We start from the raw sequence: 19137 nt of genomic DNA, 5'->3' as shown, positions 1-19137 counted from the left end.
CCGGGCCATCAGGGCAGGCAAGCCTGGAGCACCTGGGGGCGGGGTCCGGGGCGTCGCGCGTCGGTTCCCCTGCCTGTAAGGTCCGGGAGAGGCTACCCCCCAGAAAACGGAGTCCCGGATGAACCTGCTCACCCGCCTGGTGCCGCTGTTGGCGCTGCTCTGCGCAGGCCCCCTGTTGAACGGCTGTGCGTCGGATGACTCGGACATGCCGGATCCTTACGGGGATGCGGGCGCGCCTCCGTCCTGTACCGTGGATCAGGACTGCCCGGATCCGTCGCTGTTCTTCTGCAACACGGCGGTGTCCCGGTGCGAGGCGGCCTGCCGCACCCGGGAGGACTGCAGCGTGGGGAAGCGGGGGCCCTATGCCTTGCCCGAGTGCGACAACAATCCGCTGGGCTGCCAGTGCGACATGGGCAAGTGCGCGGTGTCCCTGTGCGCTCGGGATGCGGATTGCCCGCAGGGGCTGGTGTGCCGGGATGGAAGGTGTGGGGCGGCTCCCGCCGCGTCGCTCGCCGCGAGCTGCCAGGTGACGCCGGACTTCGTCATCGGCCGCACAGGGACGCAGGTGCGCTTCGATGTGACGGTGCGCGATGCCACGGGCAAGCCCCTGGTGCCGACAGAGGGCATCTCCTGGGCCGCGATCGGGACCTCGGCGACGGGGAGCGGCGCGGGCACGAGCGCCACCTTCACACTGGCGACCCCCACCGAGTCCACGGAGGCGATCGAAGTCCAGGTGGGGACGGCCATGTGCCGTGCACAGGTGACGGTGCTGGCTCCGGATGTGGCTGCCGGTCACGTGCGCGTGGTGGTGACCGATGCGCTGTCGGGGCGGCCGCTGAGGGGGGCGCGTGTGGTGATCTCCGATGCGGAGGGCAGCATCACTGGCTCGGCCGACACGGACGCGCAAGGCGCGGCGAGCGTCCCGGCCCAGGCCGTGGTCGACATCACCGTCTTCCACGAGGAGTACGGCTACCTCACCTTGGCTCGCTACAACACGGCGACGGGCTCGAGGGACCTCGTGTTGCCGCTGCTGCGCAACCCGCTGGAGCGCTACGGCGGCGCCAAGGGCACCTTCCGCAACCTGCCGGCCACGACGAACCTGCACCTGGGCTTCGCGGGGCTGTCCACGCCAGGGTTCGCGCTGGAGCTGGCTCGCGAGCAGCTCATGGGGCCCTCGACGGCGACGTCCTTGAACCTGGGCGGCACGCAGCGCGAGCTGGTGCTACCGGCGAGCGCGTACATGGCGCTGCCCTCCAACCCGGTGCAGGCGGAGTACTCGGCGCCCGGTGTGGCGGGTGTGTGTGACGCCAGCCTCGCGGGTGTCTCCAACGTGGAGACCGCCATCCGCGAGGGATCATGTGGCACGCGCACCGCGTGGGCGTTCTCGGGCGATGTGCCGCTCACGGAGATTCCTCCCAGCCTTTTCGGCTCCTCCATCGACCCGAGCCAGGTGCTCGCGCAGAGCATTCCGTTGCTGCGGCGCTTGCAGTCGTCCGTTGTCCGCGATGTGCAGTTCCGGCTCCTGCCCACGCCCGGGGCCGACAGCGGCACGCCGGACTTCGAAGAGACGTCACATTTCGCCTCCGTGGACCACGACTTCCAGCAGCTTCCGCTGGCCTTCCCGTTCGCGCTCCGGGTCCCCTCGCTGCCGCGCTACCGCGGCGCCTTCCTGGACGGGGCTGTCGTCCTGGGCGCGGCGAGCGTGCCCGGGCAGGGCCTGGTACCCCTGGGTCTGGGCCTTGCGGTGAACACGGCTCCCGCGGACCCCAACACGGACGTGCAGGCCGGCCTCCCGGCACCGGGGCTCGTCAGCGTCCGCATGGCCCCCGCGCACCACGGCTTGGAGGGGAGCAGTTACCGCATGCTCGTTGTGGCGACGTCCAACGCGGACCTCACGGATGTGTCCGCGGGCCTGGCCAGCAGTGCGCTCGTGGAGCCCGTGTCCGGACCGATCTTCGATCCGAAGGGCACCACGCCCATCGCGATGTCCGGGACCTTCCTGCCCATTCCCGAGGGGGCTCGCTACAACTTCGATCCCACGCCCTACCGGGGCCTGGAGGGCCGGCAGTTTCGCTTCGTCACCGATCCGGGGCTGAGTGGGACCTCGCTGCTGCGGATCCTCTTCACCAACCGAGCGGGCCATCGCTGGACGGTGCTCCTGGATTCGTCGCAGGCCCTCTCGGGCGTCCGCCTGCCGGTGCCTCCCGTGTCCTTCGAGGACCGGACCTATTTCGGAGATCTCACGGGCACGCGGTCGCTGATGCTCGTGCAGGCACTTTCAGCCCGCACGCCGGAAGGGGACAGACTGGGCCCGGCGCGACTGGCCGAGGCGGATGACCTGAACCTCGATCGGCTCGGGGCCTTCACCCGAGCGTGGTCCGTGCTCGACTACCAGCGCCCGGAGGTCTCCTGGCTCTCGCCGGACGAAGAGGGCAAGACGCTCTCGCGCGGGTCCACCGTTCGCGTCCAGGTCACCGGCTTCCGGATCGGCAGCGGTCCCACCGACGATGGCTATGTCCAGCTCTCCTTCACGGGCGGGCTCGGCTGCGAGGGCCAACTCGTTCGCGGAGACGTGGACGCCTCACAGGGGCTGGGAGAGGTGGAGGTGCATCTGCCTTCGGGGTGCTCCGGACAGGGAGTGTCCGTCACGGCCTCGCTGGTCGATCCCCAGGGCGCGACCCTGCACCCGCCCGTTTCCAGTACGCGGTCGATCCACATCCAATAAATCCACATTCAATAAATAGATGGATCAGGCCCACCTCTGTGAACCCACATCGTCGCCTTTACTCTGACTCGTTTCTGGATTTGCTGGGTGTTAGAGTTGGCCGGTTATGGCTCAGAATGAGACCGTCGTCACAGCCATCTCGAAGATCTCGGATCGCCCGCTCAACCTGGATGCGGCGCTGGTGGTCATCTACGGCCTGGATCTGGGTCGCAAGCACGACTTGAAGCAACCCGAGGTCACCATCGGGCGCTCGTCCAAGGCGGACATCTGCGTGGACCAGGAGGCGGTGAGCCGCAACCACGCGCAGATCACCAACTCGAAGAAGGGCGTGCGCATCAAGGATCTGGGCTCCACCAACGGCACCTTCGTCAACGACGAGCTGGTGGAGGGCGAGCGGCACCTGCGCAACGGCGATCTGGTGAAGATCGGCCGGACGATCTTCAAGTACATCGCGGGCGGCAACATCGAGGCGGCGTACCACGACGAGATCTACCGCCTCACGACGATGGACGGGCTGACGCAGGTCCACAACCGTCGCTACTTCGACGAGCAGATCGATCGGGAGCTGTCTCGCAGCCGGCGCTACGAGCGGGTGCTGTCGCTGGTGATGATGGACATCGACTACTTCAAGCAGATCAACGACGAGCACGGGCACCTCGCGGGGGACTACGTGCTCAAGCAGCTGGCCTCCACGGTGCGCACGAAGATCCGGCGCGAGGACGTGTTCGCTCGCTACGGTGGCGAGGAGTTCGCCATCATCCTCCCGGAGATCGACCTGAAGGGCGCGAAGCTGCTCTCGGAGAAGGTGCGCCAGCTGATCGCGAAGCAGCACTTCAGCTTCGACAAGAACCACATCCCGGTGACGGTGTCCGTGGGCGTGGCCACGCTCCAGCCGCAGCACCGCGAGGCCGCGGATCTGGTGCGCGCGGCGGACGCGAAGCTCTACGATGCAAAGACGGGCGGTCGCAACCGCGTCTGCTGCTGATACCCCATGATGCTCCTGACATGAGTCTTCCCCCTGTCGTGAGGATCCGGCTCGCGAGGCTGGCGGACGCGGCGACCTTGACGGAGCTCGGTGCTCGCACGTTCCGAGACTCCTTCGCGGCCGAAAACACTCCCGAGGACATGGAGGCGTTCCTCGCCTCGCACTACCGGCCGGAGATCCAGGAGGCGGAACTCCGGGACTCGAGCCTCCAGTACCTGCTGGCCGAGATCTCCGGCGCGCCCGCGGGTTTCGCCCTGATGCGTGACGGGGCCCGTGAGCAGGGGGTGCGAGCAGAGCGCCCCCTGAATCTCTTGCGGCTGTACGTGGACCGCCCCTTCCTCGGAGCCAAGGTGGGAGCCGCGCTGATGCTCCGGTGCATCGAGGAGGGCCGCACTCGGGGACATGATGTGCTGTGGCTCGGAGTGTGGGAGCACAATACCCGGGCTCGGGCCTTCTACAGGCGCTGGGGCTTCACCGAAGTGGGGGAGATGCACTTCAAGCTGGGGAGCGACCTGCAGCGCGATCTCGTGCTTGCCTTGACGCTCTGAGCCGTACGGCTTCTCGGGCAGGGGAGCGGCGTGGGAGAGGCTCCCCCTCCCGGCGGCTGCGGAGTCTTCGCTGCGTGCTGTGTTAGATAGGAGGGGAATGATCGACGCGCTCCAGCCGTGGCGCATGAGCGATGACCTCTCCCTGGGGCTCTACCTGGTGGATGTCCGCTCCGGCCGGGTGCTCTACGCCAACCGGCAGTTCTTCCAGCTCTGGCACATCGAGCCGCTGGAGCTGCGCGTCCGGCATGGCGAGGCCCTGCACCTCGAGGTGATCGAGCACTGTCTGCCCGCGGTGGCCGACCGGGACAGCTTCCTGCGGCTGTACGCCCCTTCTGGCAAGGAAGCTCCACAGGAGCCGGCGGAGGACCGGACGCTGCTGGCGGATGGGCGGACCCTCCAGCGCTTCTCCGCGCCTGTGAGAGACGCGCGAGGGGAGCGGAGCTTCTGGGTGTCCGTCTTCAAGGACATCACCGAGCGCAAGCGCACCGAGGAGTCCCTGCGCCGCTCGGAGATCAGCTTCCGCAAGCTGATCGAGAGCGCGCCCGAGAGCATCTGTGTCCACCGGGATCGGCGGCTGGTCTACGTCAACCCCGCGATGCTCTCGGCGCTGCGCTACGAGAAGCTCGAGGATCTGCTCGGCCGGCCTGTGCTGGACGTGGTCCACCCGGATGATCGGCCGATGATCATCCAACGCATGCAGTCCATCGTAGCGACGGGCGTGCCCGCTCCTCCCCAGGAGATGCGCTCGCTTCGGAGCGACGGCACCTCGCAAGAGGTGGAGACGTTGGCTCTGGCCATCGACTTCGACGGGGCTCCGTCCGTGCTGGTGATGGGGCGTGACATCACCGAGCGCAAGCAGATGCAGGCCCAGCTGCTGCAGAACGATCGCATGGTGGTGATGGGGACGCTCGCCGCCGGGGTCGGGCACGAGATCAACAACCCGCTCACGTTCGTGCTGAGCAACCTGTCCCTGGCTGGGCAGGAGGTGGAGCAGCTCGCCCGGGAGTGCGAGGAAGGCGCGCTCACTCCCGAGAGTCAGCGGAACCTGGGCACCCGCCTGGCGGATCTCCAGGAGATGCTCAAGGAGGCGCACGCGGGGGCTGAGCGGGTGCGCACCATCGTGAAGGATCTGAAGATCTTCTCACGCCAGGAGGAAGAGCAGCGCACGGCTGTGGATGTGCGGGAGGTGATCGAGCTGGCCATCAAGATGGCCCTCCCGGAGCTGCGCTCCCGCGCCCGTCTCGTGAGGCACTTCGAGGCCGTGCCGCCCGTGATGGCGGATGGCTCGCGGCTGGGGCAGGTGTTCCTCAACCTGCTGGTGAACGCCGCTCACGCCATTCCCGAGGGCAATGCGCTGGGCAGTGAGATTTCCGTGCGGGCGCGCATGGACGCCTCGGGCCGGGTCTCCGTGGAGGTGAGTGATACGGGGGTGGGGATCCGCGCGGATCTGTTGCCGCGCATCTTCGAGCCCTTCTTCACGACCAAGTCGGTGGGTTCGGGGACGGGGTTGGGGCTTTCGATCTGCCACGGCATCGTCCAGAGCCTGGGGGGAGAGATCTCCGTGCGCAGCGAGGAGGGGCGGGGCACCACGTTCACGGTGCTGCTCCCGGTGGCTCCTGCGGTGGCTCCCGCCGCCGAAGCCGTACCGGTTCCCGTGAAGGACCAGTCCAGCCAGGTGCTCATCATCGACGACGAGCCCGGAGTGGGGCGTGCCCTGGCCCGGATGGTCGGCAGCAAGCATCGGGTGACGGTCGTCGACAGTGGCCAGGAGGCGCTCGAGCAGCTGCTGTCCGGAATTCCGCTCGACGTGATCTTCTGCGATCTGATGATGTCCGATCTGACGGGGATGGATCTGTACGAGCGCGTGCAGGCGCTGAGGCCAGAACTGGCCGGGCGCTTCATCTTCATGACGGGCGGTGCGTTCACGCCCCGCGCGCGTCAGTTCCTGGAGAAGGTCCCCAACGGTTGGCTCGAGAAGCCGTTCGAGGTGGAGCAGATCCGCCGGCTGATGGGACAGGTGCTGCGCGAGCACCACGGCTGATCCGAGGCGCCCTCCCTCCCTCAGCCGGCGAAGACGGAGCGGCGCTCGCGCAGCAGCGCCTGGAGCATGCCCTGGATCGACTCGCGGGTGCGCTCGGTCAGGCGCTGCACCTCGGCCAGATCGTCCGCGGCCTCCGGACCCAGGCCCTCCACGCCCACCGGCTCGCCGAAGCGCAGGGTCCACCGGGCCGGCAGTGGCACGGGGCTCGTGAGCGGCACGTACGGCACGCCCAGGAAGCTGGCCGGGATGCGACCCAGCAGCGGCGAGGTCTCCTCCGAGCCCACGATGGCCACCGGGATGATCGGCGCTCCCGTGCGCAGCGCCAGCTTCACGAAGCCGCCGCGCCCGAACCGCTTGAGCTGGTAGCGCTGCGCGAACGGCTTGCTCAGCCCCTGATAGCCCTCGGGGAACACCAGCACCGGCCGCTGCTCGTCCAGCAGCCGCACCCCGTTCTCAGGGCAGGCCCGTACCGCGCCCAGCCGGTTGAAGAGAGTGCCCAGCATCGGCGCGTGGAAGATCTGATCCTCCACCAGCCAGCGCGGCTCGCGCAGCTCCGGACGCTCGCGCATGATCGCCAGCGAGGCCACCAGCCCATCGTAGGGCAGAGCCCCCGAGTGGTTCGCCACGAGGATCGCACTGCCCGTGGGTATCTGATCCGCACCCTGGACCGAGACGCGCCAGTAGCGCTCGTACAGGAAGTCCAGCAGCGGCTGGAGCTCGCCCACCAGCTCCGAGTCGCGCCCGTACTCGTCCAGCGACGTGCTGCCGCTGGTGCCCAGACTCGCGCGGAGCACGTCCAGCAGCCCGTGCGCCGTGCCGAGCGCCTTGCCCACCGACGCGCTCGCCAGCGCCTGGATGGCGATCTCCTTCGCCAGCGCGAACATCCCCACCGAGCGTGGCTCCGCGGACGTCTCTCCCCGGACCTGATCGGTGAAGAATGGCTCCTTGGCGGGCTCGTCGTTCGAGATCGGCGGCACCAGGGAGATGGGCGCCTTGCGCTCGGGCGGATATTCATCCCGAGCCATATCCGGCAGCTCCTCCTCGGGCTCGGCCTGGGCCTCGGCTTCCGGAGACCCATCGGAGTACTCCTCATCGATGACCGTGACCTCGGCCATGAGGGTGCGGGAGATCTCCTGATCTTCGTTGGCCTCTTCCTCCGAGTCCTCCCCGAAGGCGGCGGCAATCGTCGTCCGCTCCTCGAAGCTCCGGGCCTCGTTCACGGCTCCCGGAGAGGAGGAGATTCCCGCCGAGAGCGCCGCGTCCAGCACGGCCTCGGCGGCGGCCTCGGCGGCCTCGGTGACGACGGCCGTGGCCAGCTCCCGATTCCACGCTTCGTCCAGAGAGCCCCGGGGGGCTCCCGCAGTCCCCGACTGCTGGGCCTGGAGTGACAGGAGCGTATCCACCGCGACCTCGGCGGCGACCTCGGCGGCGGCCTCGGTGGCCTCGATGGCGACGGCCGTGGCCAGCACCCGGTCCACCTCCTGCTCCGCCTGGGTCTGGGGCAGGGACTCCTCGGACGCCTCCGCGATCACGGGGGCCCGGGCCGCAGACCGCTTGCGCGGCGTCACGGGCGCCGCGGGCTCCCTCAGTCGGTGTGCCTCCTCGGAGCTGGGGCCTGGGGTCCGAGCCTGCTTGCGGCCCTTCGCTGCCTTCGAGGGCTTCGACGCCTTCGGTGCCGCAGCCTGCTCCGACTTCTTCGCGGCCTTGCCACCCTTGGCGCCTGCGGGCTTCGCCTCCTTGGGAGCCGGAGCCTCGGCGGGCTCACGGCTCGGGGTGGGAGGGGATTCAGTGGGGCGCTGCGCGGCACCGCGCTGGAACGGATCGTTCCCCAGCACACCCTTGGCCTTCGCCATGACTCAGCTCCTCCTCAGCGCCGCGGCGGCTTCCCGCGCGTGATGGATGGGAATGAAACCGAGCGCGTTCTCGGCCCTCTCGCCGTCCGCAACCCAGCTGTAATGGATGTAGTCGAGCAGCGCGACCGGCAATCCCGCCGCGCCCACCGTCCCCAGCGCATGCAGCGCCGCGCGGTACAGCGGGCCGGGCAGGGGGAAGGAGCGGGCACCCGCCTGCCGGATGAGACCGGACAGCGGCAGGACGCCCTGGCCCACGATGTTGAACTCGCCCGAGGCGTCCGCTGTGAGCGCCCTGTGCAGGGCCCGGGCGGCGTCCTCCTCGTGGACGGCCTGCCAGAGCGGATCGTAGCCCAGCAGCGTGGGCACCAGCGTGCGCTTGAGCATGCGCGTGGCCGGGTTGTCCACCGAAGGACCGAGCACGGGGGCAAAGCGCAGCACGAGCACGCGGGTGTCCGGGTGGCGCTCGCGGAAGGCGCGCACCTGGCCCTCCACATGGACCTTGTCGGTGATGAAGCGGCTGTGGGGACAGCCCAGCAGGGGCGTCTCCTCGCGGAGCACGGCCGGGTGCTGGCCCCGAGCCCCATACACGGCGGTGAGCGAGGGCACCACCAGCCGAGGCAGCCGCGAGCGCCCCACGGCGGCCAGCACATTGATGGTGCCGGCCACCTCCAACTCGTGCGCCACCGAGCCGTTGCGCATCGGCCCCAGCGGGAAGGCCAGGTGGTAGAAGGCGTGCACGGGGCGCTCGGAGAGGGCTTCGGTCAGCTCGCTCTCGGCGTCGTGGCGCGTGAGGTCCACGCGGTGGTACTCCACCTTGTCACCCTCGGGCCGGGCCACGTCCAGGACCAGGACGCTCTCCACGGCGGGATCCTTCTCGAGCAGCGGCAACAGCAGCTTGCCGAAATCACCGCTGGCGCCGGTGACGGCGACGCGCAGCCCCCTCTTGCCTGCATGGGTCGCATCCATACGCGGGACGGGCGTGTTACTGAAGAACCGGGGGAAAGTCAGCCTTTAGCGTAGGAAACACGAGAGGACGTGCCAGGTGTTGCGTCCTGTGCACTACCTTGAGAGGCTGAAACCCGTCTATGGCTCGCATTGCCCGACTCCGTGATGACCTCATCAACAAGATCGCCGCCGGCGAGGTGGTGGAGCGCCCGGCCTCCGTGGTGAAGGAGCTGGTGGAGAACTCGCTGGACGCGGGCTCGCACACCGTGCAGGTGGCGCTCGAGGGTGGGGGACTGCAGCGCATCGTCATCTCCGATGATGGCCACGGTATGGGACGCGAGGACTCGGTGCTCTGTCTGGAGCGCCATGCCACCAGCAAGCTTCGAGAACTGGACGATCTGCACAACCTGGTGAGCAAGGGCTTCCGGGGTGAGGCGCTGCCAGCGATTGCCTCCGTGTCGCACTTTACCCTGCACACCGCCGAGCCGAATGCCGAGGTGGGTACGCGGGTGACAGTGGACGGAGGAGGGCCGGCGCAAGTGGAGGACGCGCCGCCGCGGGTGGGCACGGTGATGACGGTGGAGGACCTCTTCTACAACACGCCGGCGCGGCTCAAGTTCATGCGGCGTGGGGAGACGGAGCTCAAGCACGTGGAGGAGGCGGTCATCCGCATCGCCCTGGCGCACCCGGAGGTGTCCTTTCTCGTGGAGCATGGAGGGTTGCCGCTGTTCACCAGCCCGGCCTGCCCGGACGATCCCACCGAGCGGATCGCCGCGGCGCTGGGCGCGGACGTGCACCCGCACCTGTTCCCGGTGGAGGAGCGGCGGCTGGGGGTGACGGTGACAGGCTTTGTCGCCTCGCCCGAATACACCCTGCCCACCGCGCGCGGCATCTACACCTTCGTCAACCGCCGCTATGTGAGGGACCGAGGGCTCATCTCGTCCATCCAGCGCGCCTATCAGGAGTACCTGCCTTCTGGACGCCAGCCCCTGGTGGTCCTCTTCCTCGATGTGGATCCCCATGCGGTGGACGTGAACGTGCACCCGCAGAAGCTCGAGGTGCGCTTCTCCGACTCGCGCGGGGTGTATGACGCGGTGCTGGCCGCCATCGTGCGCACGCTCCGGGCGGCACCCTGGCTCGGTCCTTCTTCTCCGATGGAGGTCGATCCCAAGCGCCAGGCGGCCCACTACGCCCAGGCCGTGGAGCGCTTCCTCACCCGGGCACAGGAGTCCTCCTGGGGTGCTCCGTTGCCCCTGCCCACGGCGGCGGATGCTCCGGCCTCGTCTCCGGGAGTCGCGCCTGCGGCTCCCGTGCCCATGGGAGGACGGGCTCCGGCCTTCGGGCAGGCCCTGCCGATGCTCAACGAGGCCCCTCCGCCCGGCTACTTCGCCGCGCTGCGGCCGATGGGGGTGCTCGGCGATCGCTTCCAGGTGTGCGAGGGGTCGGGCGGCACGCTCGTGGTGCTCGATCGGCACGCGGCGCTGGAGCGGGCCCGGTTGATGGACTTCCACCACCTGCTGGAGGAGGGCAAGGGCCCGGCGCCTTCGCTCTTCGGCACCACGGTGGAGTTGCCGCTGCCGGTGGCCAAGGCGCTCATGGGGGGGCGCGAGGCGCTGGCACGGCTGGGGCTCGACGTGGAGCCCTTTGGCGGGACGAGCTTCGCGCTCAAGTCAGTACCCCCTGGCCTGGAGGGCGTCGATCCCCGCGTGTTGCTGGAGGCCTTGTCCCAGGCACTGCCGCCTCCGGGAACGGCGCTGGACGCGGTGGGGCTGGCCGAGGCGCTCCGGGTGATGGCCTGCCATTCCGCCCAGGTGTCAGCCGACAAGCTCACGGACGCGCAACTCCGAGCGCTGCTGGGCGAGCTGGACGCGGCGGACTTCCACCCCACGTGCCGTCACGGCACCGTCGTGGTGCTGGAGATGCCATTGCTGGAGTTGGAGCGGCGGGCGCGCTGAGCAGGCGGAAAATTGACGGATCGAGGGTCGCTGTTACGGTGCGCCACACCCCTGTAGCACCGGTTGGAAGTGCCCGAGATGCGCCCGAGCCCTCTGCTCATCCTCATCGTTACGCTCGTCGCCGCTACCGCGTCCGCCCAGGACGACGCTCCATCGCTCGATGGCGTGGGCCGTATCTCCATCCAGGGCGGCTGGAAGCTTGTTTCCAACTCCACCTTCTATGACCACTACTACTCGCTGCCCGGCAACGCGGGGTTGGAGCGCGCGGGCAAATCGCCCGGTGGGCCTCTGGCAGTGGGTACGTTCGCCTACGGCATCTCGGACCTGGTGGAGCTGGGCATCGATCTGTTCGCCCAGGGCGAGCGGCTCCAGCTCACGAACAAGCCTCGGCTGACGACGGTGGGATACGGCGCACTGGTTGGCCTCCGGTTCCGGGGATGGTTGAACATCGGCCCGGAGGGGACGGTGCCGTACCTGGGCATCCTCACGGGGCCCCTGCTGGCCACGTCGCTCTTCGAGGGGGGAACGGCGCGGGAGACCCTCTCCCAGGCGTGGGCGGGGACGGCGGGAGCGACCCTGCGCCTGAACGCCACCTGGGGCATCAGCCTCGAGTACCGCCTCGTCTTCGCCCGAGGGGCGGTGGGGCAGGCCAGTGAGAACCTCGGCTCCTTCAACGCGGGGGGCAACTGGTTCTCGGTGGGGGTGAACTACACGTTCCCGAAGGATCCTGGCCCCGCGTCGAAAATAGGCTTCTAGTGCGCGGGCGCTCGTTTCCCTGGCTGCTCCCGGAAGCCGGTCGGAAATGAGAGGGGACGTGGACCCTGTTCCCGGTGCCGAAAGTCGATCGAACCGTCCAGGGGAAACTTTACGATGCGCGAGCCGGCCGAAGTCCTTTCCGGGCCTACCAGGAAGATGTCCATGGCAGCAGCCGAAACCACCAAGCCAGAAATCGATAAGGAGCTGACGGAGATCCGCAAGGAGGTGATCGAGGCACGCAACCTCGTCATCAAGACGGACAATCTCCTGAAGAACCTGCACGCCGAGGTGAAGGCCGTTGGCAAGCGCCATGAGGACTTCCAGCGCCGGCAGTGGATCTCCTCGGGTGTGGCCTATGCCCTGTTCGCCATCCTGGCCGTGGGCGGCGCGGTGATGGTGACGCGCACCAGCACTTCCACCGCGGACGCCGAGCGCGAGCGGCTGGAGAAGTCGGTGGCGGACCTCACGCAGCAGCTCGAGAAGCAGCGCGCGGAGGTGGCCTCGAACCAGAACGCCCAGCGCTCCGCCGCGGAGGTGTACAAGTTGATGACCACGCTGCCGGGTGACGAGCGGCTCAAGGGCATCGACGCGCTGGTGAAGTTGGACACCACGCGCCTGTCGGGGCTGGAGCGCCAGGCGCTCACGGATCGCGCCGCGCTGCTGCGCAAGGAGATTGGCGACACGGCGCTCGAGCGTGGCAAGGCCGCCTTCCGGCGCAACGAGATGAAGGCCGCCGCGGATGATCTGGCGCGCTTCATGGCCATGAACCCGAGCGAGGCGGATGCGCTGGATGCGTCTTTCTTCCTGGGCGCGGCGTACAACGCCACCAACCAGCACGACAAGGCGGCGCCGTTGCTGGCCCGCTTCGTGGATGGGGACAAGAAGTCCAAGATGCGTGACTACGCCATGGTGCTGCTGGCGCAGTCGTACCAGGAGACCAACCAGTTGGATAAGGCGCTGGCGACCATTCGCGACGCGCTGGCCAACTACCCCAACACCCAGTACCTGGGGGCGATGAAGGCGCGGTTGAACTCGGCCAAGCGTCAGCAGGGTGGCGGGGATGCGGCGGCTCCGGCGGTGCCCGCTCCGGCGCCTGTTCAGGTGTCTCCGGTGGGTGCGGCGCCCGCCACGGCGGCTCCTGCGGCGGCGGCTCCTGCTCCGGCCCCGGCGGCTCCGGCCCCGGCCACCGCGACGCCTGCTCCGGCCCACTGAGCCAGAGCTTGATGCTCCATGAGGGAGGCGCTGAGGCACCTGGATGCCGAGGCGCCTCTTCTCATTTGGGAGATGGGGCAGGATCAGCGTGAGATCATCATCATGAGCAGGGCCAGGCCCAGCACGGCGGTTCCGCTGAGGAGCACGATGGCCACTCCGAAGCGGGCGAAGTGTGCCCCTGTCGAACCAGCCCCGAGCCAGGGCCAGCCGACCAGCAGCGATCGGTAGAGCCCTGAGAACGCGATCATCAGCCCGATGATGGCGGGCAGCATGAAGTACTTCTGGAAGGACGGGTAGTGCGAGTTGTTGGGGGACATGCTGCCCCACGCTTTCTGCTCGGCGTCGGTCAGCCACGAGCCCAGCAGGAGGCCGGGCAGCCCCAGGGCCGCGCCGATCACCAGAGCCAGAATGCAGAACGGGAGAATGTCTCCGCGCTCGGGGCGGGCCTCGAAGTCGAGGGGCTTGAAGACCAGACCGAGCACGCGTTGGCGCCGGTTGGGCGGGGCTTCGTACAGCTCGTCGTCATCGAGGTCCGAGTCGATGTCGTAGGCCGCTGCGCGAGCCGCCGCGGACTTCGGGATATAGGCCCTGCACTGAGGGCAGGCCGTGCCGGGCTGCGCCTGAGGGGCGCCGCAGGTGGGGCATTTCATGGAACTTCCACTTCTCCAACAGGCGCCCTGTCGGGCCGGCCACGTGCGAACTGGACTGCTTGTAGTACCAGTTGGGTCAAGGCTTCTCCTGGGGGCGTGGCTCGGGAGCGCCTGAGGCGGCAGGAGCCGGTGCCCAGGTCCTGCGCGAGTTGATCTCCTCCTTCTGCCGGAACGCCTCTTCGAGCTGGATGCCGAAGCGGTTCGCGATCGCGCAGAGGTAGATCAGGATATCCGCCAGCTCTTCGCTGACATGGCCCACCTTCGATTGAGGATCGATCGAGATCCCCTGACTCTTGCGCAGGGCCTTGAAGAGTTCGCCCACCTCCTCGCCCAGCAGCAGTGCCTTCTGCACGACGTCCTGTGCTTGGAAGCCGCGCTCCACTTCCAGCTCGGCCACGTAGCGCTGCAGGTCCGCGAGGGTCGGTCTCGGATCAAGGTGGGGCATGGTGTCGTTCCCTGGGGCACGCCGCATTTTGCCGAGCAGGGAGGTGGCTCCGCTCCGTCGGCGCATCGGACCAGCTGGTATGACAAGCATACCAGTTCGTGCTGGTCGCGCCCGGCAGGGCTCTGGGAACGCTCCCTAACGCGTCGGGAGAATGACGGGCTCGAGCTGGTAGGTCACCGTGGAGACGGGGACCTCAGGGGGCGTCTCGCCCTCCCGCTGGGGTGGAAACTCGAGTGAGTGCTCCACGGGAGCCTGGGGATTGAACCGCACGCGCACCTCCTGCCCGCTCACGAACGAGCCGAGGGTCAGCTCGTACCGCCGCGCCTCCGCCAGGTGCGCCCGGCGCTCCTTCCGGGAAGTCCATGGCGCGTGATCGAGCGGCGTCATCTTCCGGATCGCGGGCTTCATCGCGAACACGTGCTCGATGTCGCCCACCGCGAAGCGATAGTGCACATAGCGGGCGCTCTCGCTCCCCACCACACCGCCAAACCGGGCCGTGGCGGGCGTCCAGTCCTTGACCTGGGGCGAGCTCGCAGACTCCACGTAGCTGCCACGCCGCAGGTACCTGAGCCGCTCTCCCCACGAGTCGATGTCTCGGAGGACCTCCTCCGCTTGCGCGGTGAACGGGTTGCGGATCGCGGGGCGCGTCCCGAGCCGTCGCAAGGGCCGGTCCATCATCTCCTTCAAGAGCGGGTCGAGGATCTCGTGCTGCGCGGGGCTCGCGATGCTGTAACGCACCCGGAAGGCACGAGGCATCTCGAGTCCGTCGTACCACTCGGCGGGCTTGCCACCGTTGTAGGCCCGGTGCAGCTCATCCCACGGTGTATCGTAGAGGAAGCAGTGCTCGAGCGACTCGGCGTCGTAGCCATAGAGGAACAGTGTCTCGTCGGCAAAGCCCGTCTGGCCGTACAGGATCGCGTCACACTCTCTCGTGGGGCCGACGAGCGGTGCCACACGGTGGATCGGCAGATCCGAGTACGTATCGCGGATATTCGCCAGCAGCGTTCCAACGTCCGAGACGGCGACAGAGGTCATGGGTGGGGTGTCGAGTCGGGTGGGGGACGAATTCCCCCTCTCATCCTACCCCCCACATCAGTCCGTCGTTGCCTCTGGGGAGCCTCGGTCGTAAGAGGAGAGTCCGTGCCCGACGTCGATCCCAGGAAAGACCCTCGCTTCCGCTCGTTCCGAGCCGCCGCCTACGGGATCCACGTCCTCGTCTCAACCATCTTCTCCCTGTGGCTCATCGTCAACGTGAGCCTCTCCGTGGGGGCGCTGACGCCCGAGAAGCTCCCGCACGCCACCGGCGATCAGGTCCTCTCCTTCCGGGCCTGCGTGGACGGCGCTCAGAAGCTGTGGACCGATCTCGAGAACCAGCGCGAGACGCTCGTCCACAACGCCCCCGCTCGCAGCGTGGACCAACAGTGGATGCGCTTCCGCACCGGCTGGCTCGCGCGCCTGCGCGAACACGAGAGCCGCTGCCCCGAGCGCCCCGAACTGCGCACGCTCGTCCAGCGCCTCGAGCAGGTGCAGGACCTCTACACCATCCACGCCGTGCAGTACGCCGGCGAGGTGGGCGGCGCCGTGGACGCGCTCCAGGACGCGTTTGACGCCGCGCGACGCAGCGCGGACTCCGCGACCGGTCCCTGATCCACGCAAGGTCCTTCTGGCCTAGAAGACTTGTCGGGTGCTGGAGGCGCGTGTGCGGATCAGCTCAAGCTGCGCGGCAATCTTTCGTCCCTGCCGGACGGCTTCGGGCTGATCTCAGGATGACTGGTTGAGCGAGAAGGGAGGTTGCTAACCTTTCACTTGGAACCGGCTGGCGTCCTCCCCCCGCTCGTCGCAGGTTCTGAGAAGCACATTCCAACAACTTGAGAAAGGTGTCACTCATGAGTAACTCCGTGGAGGCTACGGATAAGGCGATGACTGGTCTCTGGGACAAGCACCTGGAGGCGGAGTTCGCCCACAAGAGTCCCGCCGAGGCGCTGGCCACGATGACGAGCAACCCGCGCGTCACGATCGTGCCGACGATGATCGGGGGGCGGGGGACGGAGGAGCTTCACACCTTCTACGCCAAGCACTTCCTCAACCAGCTGCCGCCGGACATCGAGGTGGTGCCTGTCTCGCGCACCGTGGGCCAGGGGCGGGTGGTGGACGAGCTCGTCATCAAGTTCACCCACACCGTGCAGATGGACTGGGTGCTGCCCAGCGTGCCGCCCACCGGCAAGCGCATCGAGTTCGCCATGGTGGTGATCGTCTACACCGAGGGGGATCGGATCTCGGCCGAGAACCTCTACTGGGACAGCGCGACGATCCTGCGCCAGGCGGGGCTGCTGCCGGATCCGAAGCTGCCGGTGCTGGGGGCCGAGAGCGCGCGCAACATGCTCAGCCACACCGCGCCGCTCAATGAGCTGATCCGGCGCACGCAGCGCTGAGGCAGGGGGGATCGGAGTCGGGGAGGGGGCCGAGAATCCGAGTGCTTTCAGGCCCCTCCTGGTAGACTGGCCCTACTCGATGGGGAGGGTCATGCATGAGTGACATCATCTACGTGGTGGCGAAGCTACAGGCACAGACTGGCAAGGAATCGGCGCTGAAGGGACTGCTCGAGCCTCTCACCGAGCCGACCCGGCGCGAGAAGGGCTGCCTCCGGTACATCATGTTGGAAGACCGGCAGAACCCGTCGGTGATCATCCTGCTGGAGGAGTGGGAGAACGAAGCGGATCTCAACGCGCACCTGGGGCTGCCGCACCTCCAGAAGCTCTTCGGCCAGCTGCCCGCGGTGCTCGCGGCTCCGCCGGAGGTCATCCGGTACAAGAAGATCGCCTGAGTCCACCCGTTCGAGCGGCTCACCCTCCGAGGGATGAAGCCGCCCGCGGGCACTCCGCCGCCGGCTCAGCGCGTGGGAAGGCTGGCGGCGTAGTTGCCGGTGCTGTCGGACACCGTCTGGGCCAGCAGCACCGAAGTGGGTTTGCCCTCCACGTTCACCACGCGGAAGAAGCGGATGGAGGCGTAGGGGACCCCGGGCGTGGGGCTGTCCTCATTGGGCTCACTGAGCGCCACCAGCCCGTTGATGCGGCGGCCCTTGGAGAGCGTGAAGGGCGCCAGCTCCAGGCTCGTCGAGGGCTGCACCGTGACGAAGCGGCTCACGCGCGGCAGGTTCTCCGACGGGACGAAGTCGAAGCGGTACTCGCCCGGATCCAGTTGCAGGTGGTAGCTGCCGTTCTCGTCCGTGGGGGAGGCCGCCTCCGTGCCCACGGCGGGCCGAGGCCAGCCGGGCACCTCGCCTACGGGCTCGGCGATCACGCGCACGCCGGCCGCGGAATCTCCCTCGGGACGCAGCAGCGTGCCCTGGACGGAGATCTTGTCCGGGCACGTGACGTCATTCAACGCGGTGCCCTTCCGGGAGATGTTCGTGGTCAAGAGGATGAGGCCGGCGGCCGCTTCGGGTGGCGGCACGGCATAGAGCGTCAGCGGCGAGTCCGGGGCGCTCGGCAGGGAGAGCAGCTCGAAGCTCCCATCGGTGCCGGTGCTGACGGTGCCGCTGCGGAACTGGCCGCCGCCGGTCACCTTGCCCTGGAGGTACACGGAGGCCTTCGCCACGGGCTGGCCCTGCAGGTTCACCACGCGGCCCTTCACCGTCACCGGCTCGCCGTAGTCACCCATCTCCAGCGGCGGGGTGAGGCCAGGGCGCGGGTCCACGGTGAATGTCTTCTGCGGCACGAGCGGCTCGGCACGCGGCGCCGTCACCTGCACCAGCACATGCTCGAGCTTCGCGGCGGACGGAGGCAGCACGAGCAGGAACTTGCCCGTGGCGCGGGATACGGGGACGCGCTGGGACAGGGGGCGCAGCGTGTCGTCCAGCGCCTGGACCTCCAGCTCCGCGTCCACCAGCGTGCTGCCCTGGCGCACCACCTGGCCGCTGAGGCGGGTGAGGGAGCTGGACGCGGGCAGGAGGAAATCGAGCGCCACATCGCCGCCGGGGTTCACCACGCGGGTCTCCGTCACGGGCGGCACCTCGGTGTCCGCGGCGAGCAGGGTGATGGTGTAGCTGCCCGAGCCCACCTGCAGCTCGTACTCGCCGTTGTTGGGCACGAGCGTGCTCTCGTAGCGGCGCGTCACTCCGGGGATGAGCAGGCTCTCGCCGGTGACGCGCAGGGATATGGGGCTCGAGTAGGCCGTGGTGCTGGGGACGGACACCAGCGTCTCGCGGCGCACCTCACCTTCGATCCGGGCCGGCCCGTAGAGCTCCAGGTTCTGCTGGGGACGCAGGTTCTCCACCGCGAAGTCCTGCGCGTGCAGGCCCGCCTTCGGGTTGGGCGTCACCTCCACGACGATGTGCTGGCCTGGATCGCCGCAGCCATCCAGGAAGCACACCTGGCCCGCGGCGCACTCGGAGTCATTGCGGCAGACGAGCTCGCTCGCCTTGGGCTCGTCCGGCAGGTAGGCGCACCCGGCTCCCGCCAGGACCAGCGCCAACAGCGCCAGGCTCATGCTTCTCATAGGCAGTCTCCGCGCACCGTGGTCACGAACCACGCATGCGTCACCACGTATCCCGGGTTGACGATGACGGTGCCCCCGTCCAGCACGATAGTTCCCACCGGCACGGGCTCGCGGCCCACCAGGCGCGTGTCGCTCACCACCGCTTCCACCAGGTGCACTCCGGGATCGCTCAGCGGGCTGTTGGCCGCGCGCAGGTTGATGCTCAACGTGGCCCTGTCTCCGCGCTGCGGCTCGCCGTTGTTGGCCAGCGGGATCTCGCGATAGGCGCCCATGGGGTTCTGGTCGTCGTAGTCCAGGTACCAACGGACGGTGAGGAGATCGTCCACATCCGGGTCCTCGACGACGACGGAGAAGTCCAGCGCGCACAAGTCTCCGGTGCCGAAGTCCTGGATGATGGGGTTGGGCGGCTGCACCTGCGTCTCCACGATGCGAGGGGGGCGATTGCGGCGTTGAGGGATGCTCTCCAGGAGCGTGTCGTCTTGAGGCACGAGGCACCCACCTGCCATCCACGCCACCCAGGCCAGC

General features: G+C 68.4%; 17 protein-coding genes. 10 read left to right on the top strand and 7 right to left on the bottom strand.

Features of this window, described 5'->3' with window-relative positions:
* Positions 1 to 118 precede the first annotated feature (118 nt).
* The 4 genes from KY501_RS42735 to KY501_RS42720 all read left to right on the top strand — a co-directional run bounded on the left by KY501_RS42735 (position 119) and on the right by KY501_RS42720 (position 6299).
* Positions 119 to 2725 (top strand): dickkopf-related protein, encoded by a 2607-nt coding sequence (locus KY501_RS42735; protein ID WP_224369971.1) that lies wholly within the window; start codon positions 119 to 121, stop codon positions 2723 to 2725.
* Positions 2726 to 2831: 106 nt separating this feature from the next.
* Entirely contained in the window at positions 2832 to 3710 is an 879-nt protein-coding gene (locus KY501_RS42730) for a GGDEF domain-containing protein (protein WP_224369969.1), read from the top strand.
* A gap of 20 nt (positions 3711 to 3730) precedes the next feature.
* Positions 3731 to 4258 carry a GNAT family N-acetyltransferase gene (locus KY501_RS42725; RefSeq protein WP_224369967.1) on the top strand — a complete coding sequence of 176 codons (528 nt, stop codon included), beginning with the start codon at positions 3731 to 3733 and terminating at the stop codon, positions 4256 to 4258.
* 97 nt (positions 4259 to 4355) lie between these two features.
* Positions 4356 to 6299 (top strand): hybrid sensor histidine kinase/response regulator, encoded by a 1944-nt coding sequence (locus KY501_RS42720; protein WP_224369965.1) that lies wholly within the window; start codon positions 4356 to 4358, stop codon positions 6297 to 6299.
* Between the two features lie 20 nt (positions 6300 to 6319).
* Here KY501_RS42720 and KY501_RS42715 read toward each other — a convergent pair whose 3' ends face one another.
* Positions 6320 to 8152 carry a lysophospholipid acyltransferase family protein gene (locus KY501_RS42715; RefSeq protein WP_224369963.1) on the bottom strand — a complete coding sequence of 611 codons (1833 nt, stop codon included), beginning with the start codon at positions 8150 to 8152 and terminating at the stop codon, positions 6320 to 6322.
* 3 nt (positions 8153 to 8155) lie between these two features.
* The gene (locus KY501_RS42710) at positions 8156 to 9118 is read right to left on the bottom strand and encodes an SDR family oxidoreductase (RefSeq protein ID WP_224369961.1); all 963 of its coding nucleotides are present in this window, start codon (positions 9116 to 9118) and stop codon (positions 8156 to 8158) included.
* 119 nt (positions 9119 to 9237) lie between these two features.
* Between KY501_RS42710 and mutL the strand changes: the two genes are divergently transcribed.
* The 3 genes from mutL to KY501_RS42695 all read left to right on the top strand — a co-directional run bounded on the left by mutL (position 9238) and on the right by KY501_RS42695 (position 13020).
* The gene (mutL, locus tag KY501_RS42705) at positions 9238 to 11052 is read left to right on the top strand and encodes a DNA mismatch repair endonuclease MutL (RefSeq protein ID WP_224369959.1); all 1815 of its coding nucleotides are present in this window, start codon (positions 9238 to 9240) and stop codon (positions 11050 to 11052) included.
* Between the two features lie 78 nt (positions 11053 to 11130).
* Positions 11131 to 11808: a hypothetical protein gene (locus tag KY501_RS42700; protein ID WP_224369956.1), complete on the top strand. Its 678-nt coding sequence runs from the start codon at positions 11131 to 11133 to the stop codon at positions 11806 to 11808.
* Between the two features lie 162 nt (positions 11809 to 11970).
* Positions 11971 to 13020, top strand: coding sequence for a tetratricopeptide repeat protein (locus tag KY501_RS42695; RefSeq protein ID WP_224369954.1), 1050 nt, complete (start codon positions 11971 to 11973; stop codon positions 13018 to 13020).
* Positions 13021 to 13103: 83 nt separating this feature from the next.
* On the opposite strand, the gene KY501_RS42690 is transcribed toward KY501_RS42695, so the two are convergent.
* From KY501_RS42690 to KY501_RS42680, 3 genes are all read right to left on the bottom strand, one after another.
* Entirely contained in the window at positions 13104 to 13670 is a 567-nt protein-coding gene (locus KY501_RS42690; RefSeq protein WP_224369953.1) for a hypothetical protein, read from the bottom strand.
* Between the two features lie 76 nt (positions 13671 to 13746).
* Complete coding sequence (locus tag KY501_RS42685; protein ID WP_224369951.1) at positions 13747 to 14115, bottom strand: MazG nucleotide pyrophosphohydrolase domain-containing protein; 369 nt, start codon at positions 14113 to 14115, stop codon at positions 13747 to 13749.
* 135 nt (positions 14116 to 14250) lie between these two features.
* Positions 14251 to 15150 carry a hypothetical protein gene (locus KY501_RS42680; protein WP_224369949.1) on the bottom strand — a complete coding sequence of 300 codons (900 nt, stop codon included), beginning with the start codon at positions 15148 to 15150 and terminating at the stop codon, positions 14251 to 14253.
* A gap of 105 nt (positions 15151 to 15255) precedes the next feature.
* On the opposite strand from KY501_RS42680, the gene KY501_RS42675 reads away from it, so the two are divergent.
* From KY501_RS42675 to KY501_RS42665, 3 genes are all read left to right on the top strand, one after another.
* Complete coding sequence (locus KY501_RS42675; RefSeq protein ID WP_224369947.1) at positions 15256 to 15762, top strand: hypothetical protein; 507 nt, start codon at positions 15256 to 15258, stop codon at positions 15760 to 15762.
* Positions 15763 to 16034: 272 nt separating this feature from the next.
* Positions 16035 to 16547 (top strand): ester cyclase, encoded by a 513-nt coding sequence (locus KY501_RS42670; protein WP_224369945.1) that lies wholly within the window; start codon positions 16035 to 16037, stop codon positions 16545 to 16547.
* 95 nt (positions 16548 to 16642) lie between these two features.
* The gene (locus KY501_RS42665) at positions 16643 to 16939 is read left to right on the top strand and encodes a putative quinol monooxygenase (RefSeq protein ID WP_224369943.1); all 297 of its coding nucleotides are present in this window, start codon (positions 16643 to 16645) and stop codon (positions 16937 to 16939) included.
* Between the two features lie 65 nt (positions 16940 to 17004).
* Here the strand turns inward: KY501_RS42665 and KY501_RS42660 are convergent, their stop codons facing one another.
* On the bottom strand, positions 17005 to 18612 hold the full coding sequence (locus KY501_RS42660; protein WP_224369941.1) for a carboxypeptidase-like regulatory domain-containing protein: 1608 nt from the start codon (positions 18610 to 18612) through the stop codon (positions 17005 to 17007).
* The gene (locus KY501_RS42655; protein ID WP_224369939.1) at positions 18609 to 19100 is read right to left on the bottom strand and encodes a hypothetical protein; all 492 of its coding nucleotides are present in this window, start codon (positions 19098 to 19100) and stop codon (positions 18609 to 18611) included. The genes KY501_RS42660 and KY501_RS42655 overlap by 4 nt, the downstream gene beginning before the upstream one ends.
* Positions 19101 to 19137: the final 37 nt, after the last annotated feature.

It is taken from the genome of Hyalangium versicolor, from assembly GCF_020103695.1.
Classification (GTDB): domain Bacteria; phylum Myxococcota; class Myxococcia; order Myxococcales; family Myxococcaceae; genus Hyalangium; species Hyalangium versicolor.
Note: the sequence above shows the minus strand (reverse complement) of the source record. Positions and strands in the feature narration are given on the sequence as shown.

What these genes read in the sequence shown, in the direction of transcription:
- KY501_RS42735 (WP_224369971.1), top strand. Translation starts at nt 119, where the DNA reads ATGAACCTGCTCACCCGCCTGGTGCCGCTGTTGGCGCTGCTCTGCGCA.
- KY501_RS42665 (WP_224369943.1), top strand. Translation starts at nt 16,643, where the DNA reads ATGAGTGACATCATCTACGTGGTGGCGAAGCTACAGGCACAGACTGGC.
- KY501_RS42680 (WP_224369949.1), bottom strand. Translation starts at nt 15,150, where the DNA reads ATGACCTCTGTCGCCGTCTCGGACGTTGGAACGCTGCTGGCGAATATC.
- KY501_RS42710 (WP_224369961.1), bottom strand. Translation starts at nt 9,118, where the DNA reads ATGGATGCGACCCATGCAGGCAAGAGGGGGCTGCGCGTCGCCGTCACC.
- KY501_RS42730 (WP_224369969.1), top strand. Translation starts at nt 2,832, where the DNA reads ATGGCTCAGAATGAGACCGTCGTCACAGCCATCTCGAAGATCTCGGAT.
- mutL (WP_224369959.1), top strand. Translation starts at nt 9,238, where the DNA reads ATGGCTCGCATTGCCCGACTCCGTGATGACCTCATCAACAAGATCGCC.
- KY501_RS42700 (WP_224369956.1), top strand. Translation starts at nt 11,131, where the DNA reads ATGCGCCCGAGCCCTCTGCTCATCCTCATCGTTACGCTCGTCGCCGCT.
- KY501_RS42715 (WP_224369963.1), bottom strand. Translation starts at nt 8,152, where the DNA reads ATGGCGAAGGCCAAGGGTGTGCTGGGGAACGATCCGTTCCAGCGCGGT.
- KY501_RS42685 (WP_224369951.1), bottom strand. Translation starts at nt 14,115, where the DNA reads ATGCCCCACCTTGATCCGAGACCGACCCTCGCGGACCTGCAGCGCTAC.
- KY501_RS42725 (WP_224369967.1), top strand. Translation starts at nt 3,731, where the DNA reads ATGAGTCTTCCCCCTGTCGTGAGGATCCGGCTCGCGAGGCTGGCGGAC.
- KY501_RS42670 (WP_224369945.1), top strand. Translation starts at nt 16,035, where the DNA reads ATGACTGGTCTCTGGGACAAGCACCTGGAGGCGGAGTTCGCCCACAAG.
- KY501_RS42695 (WP_224369954.1), top strand. Translation starts at nt 11,971, where the DNA reads ATGGCAGCAGCCGAAACCACCAAGCCAGAAATCGATAAGGAGCTGACG.
- KY501_RS42690 (WP_224369953.1), bottom strand. Translation starts at nt 13,670, where the DNA reads ATGAAATGCCCCACCTGCGGCGCCCCTCAGGCGCAGCCCGGCACGGCC.
- KY501_RS42720 (WP_224369965.1), top strand. Translation starts at nt 4,356, where the DNA reads ATGATCGACGCGCTCCAGCCGTGGCGCATGAGCGATGACCTCTCCCTG.
- KY501_RS42660 (WP_224369941.1), bottom strand. Translation starts at nt 18,612, where the DNA reads ATGAGAAGCATGAGCCTGGCGCTGTTGGCGCTGGTCCTGGCGGGAGCC.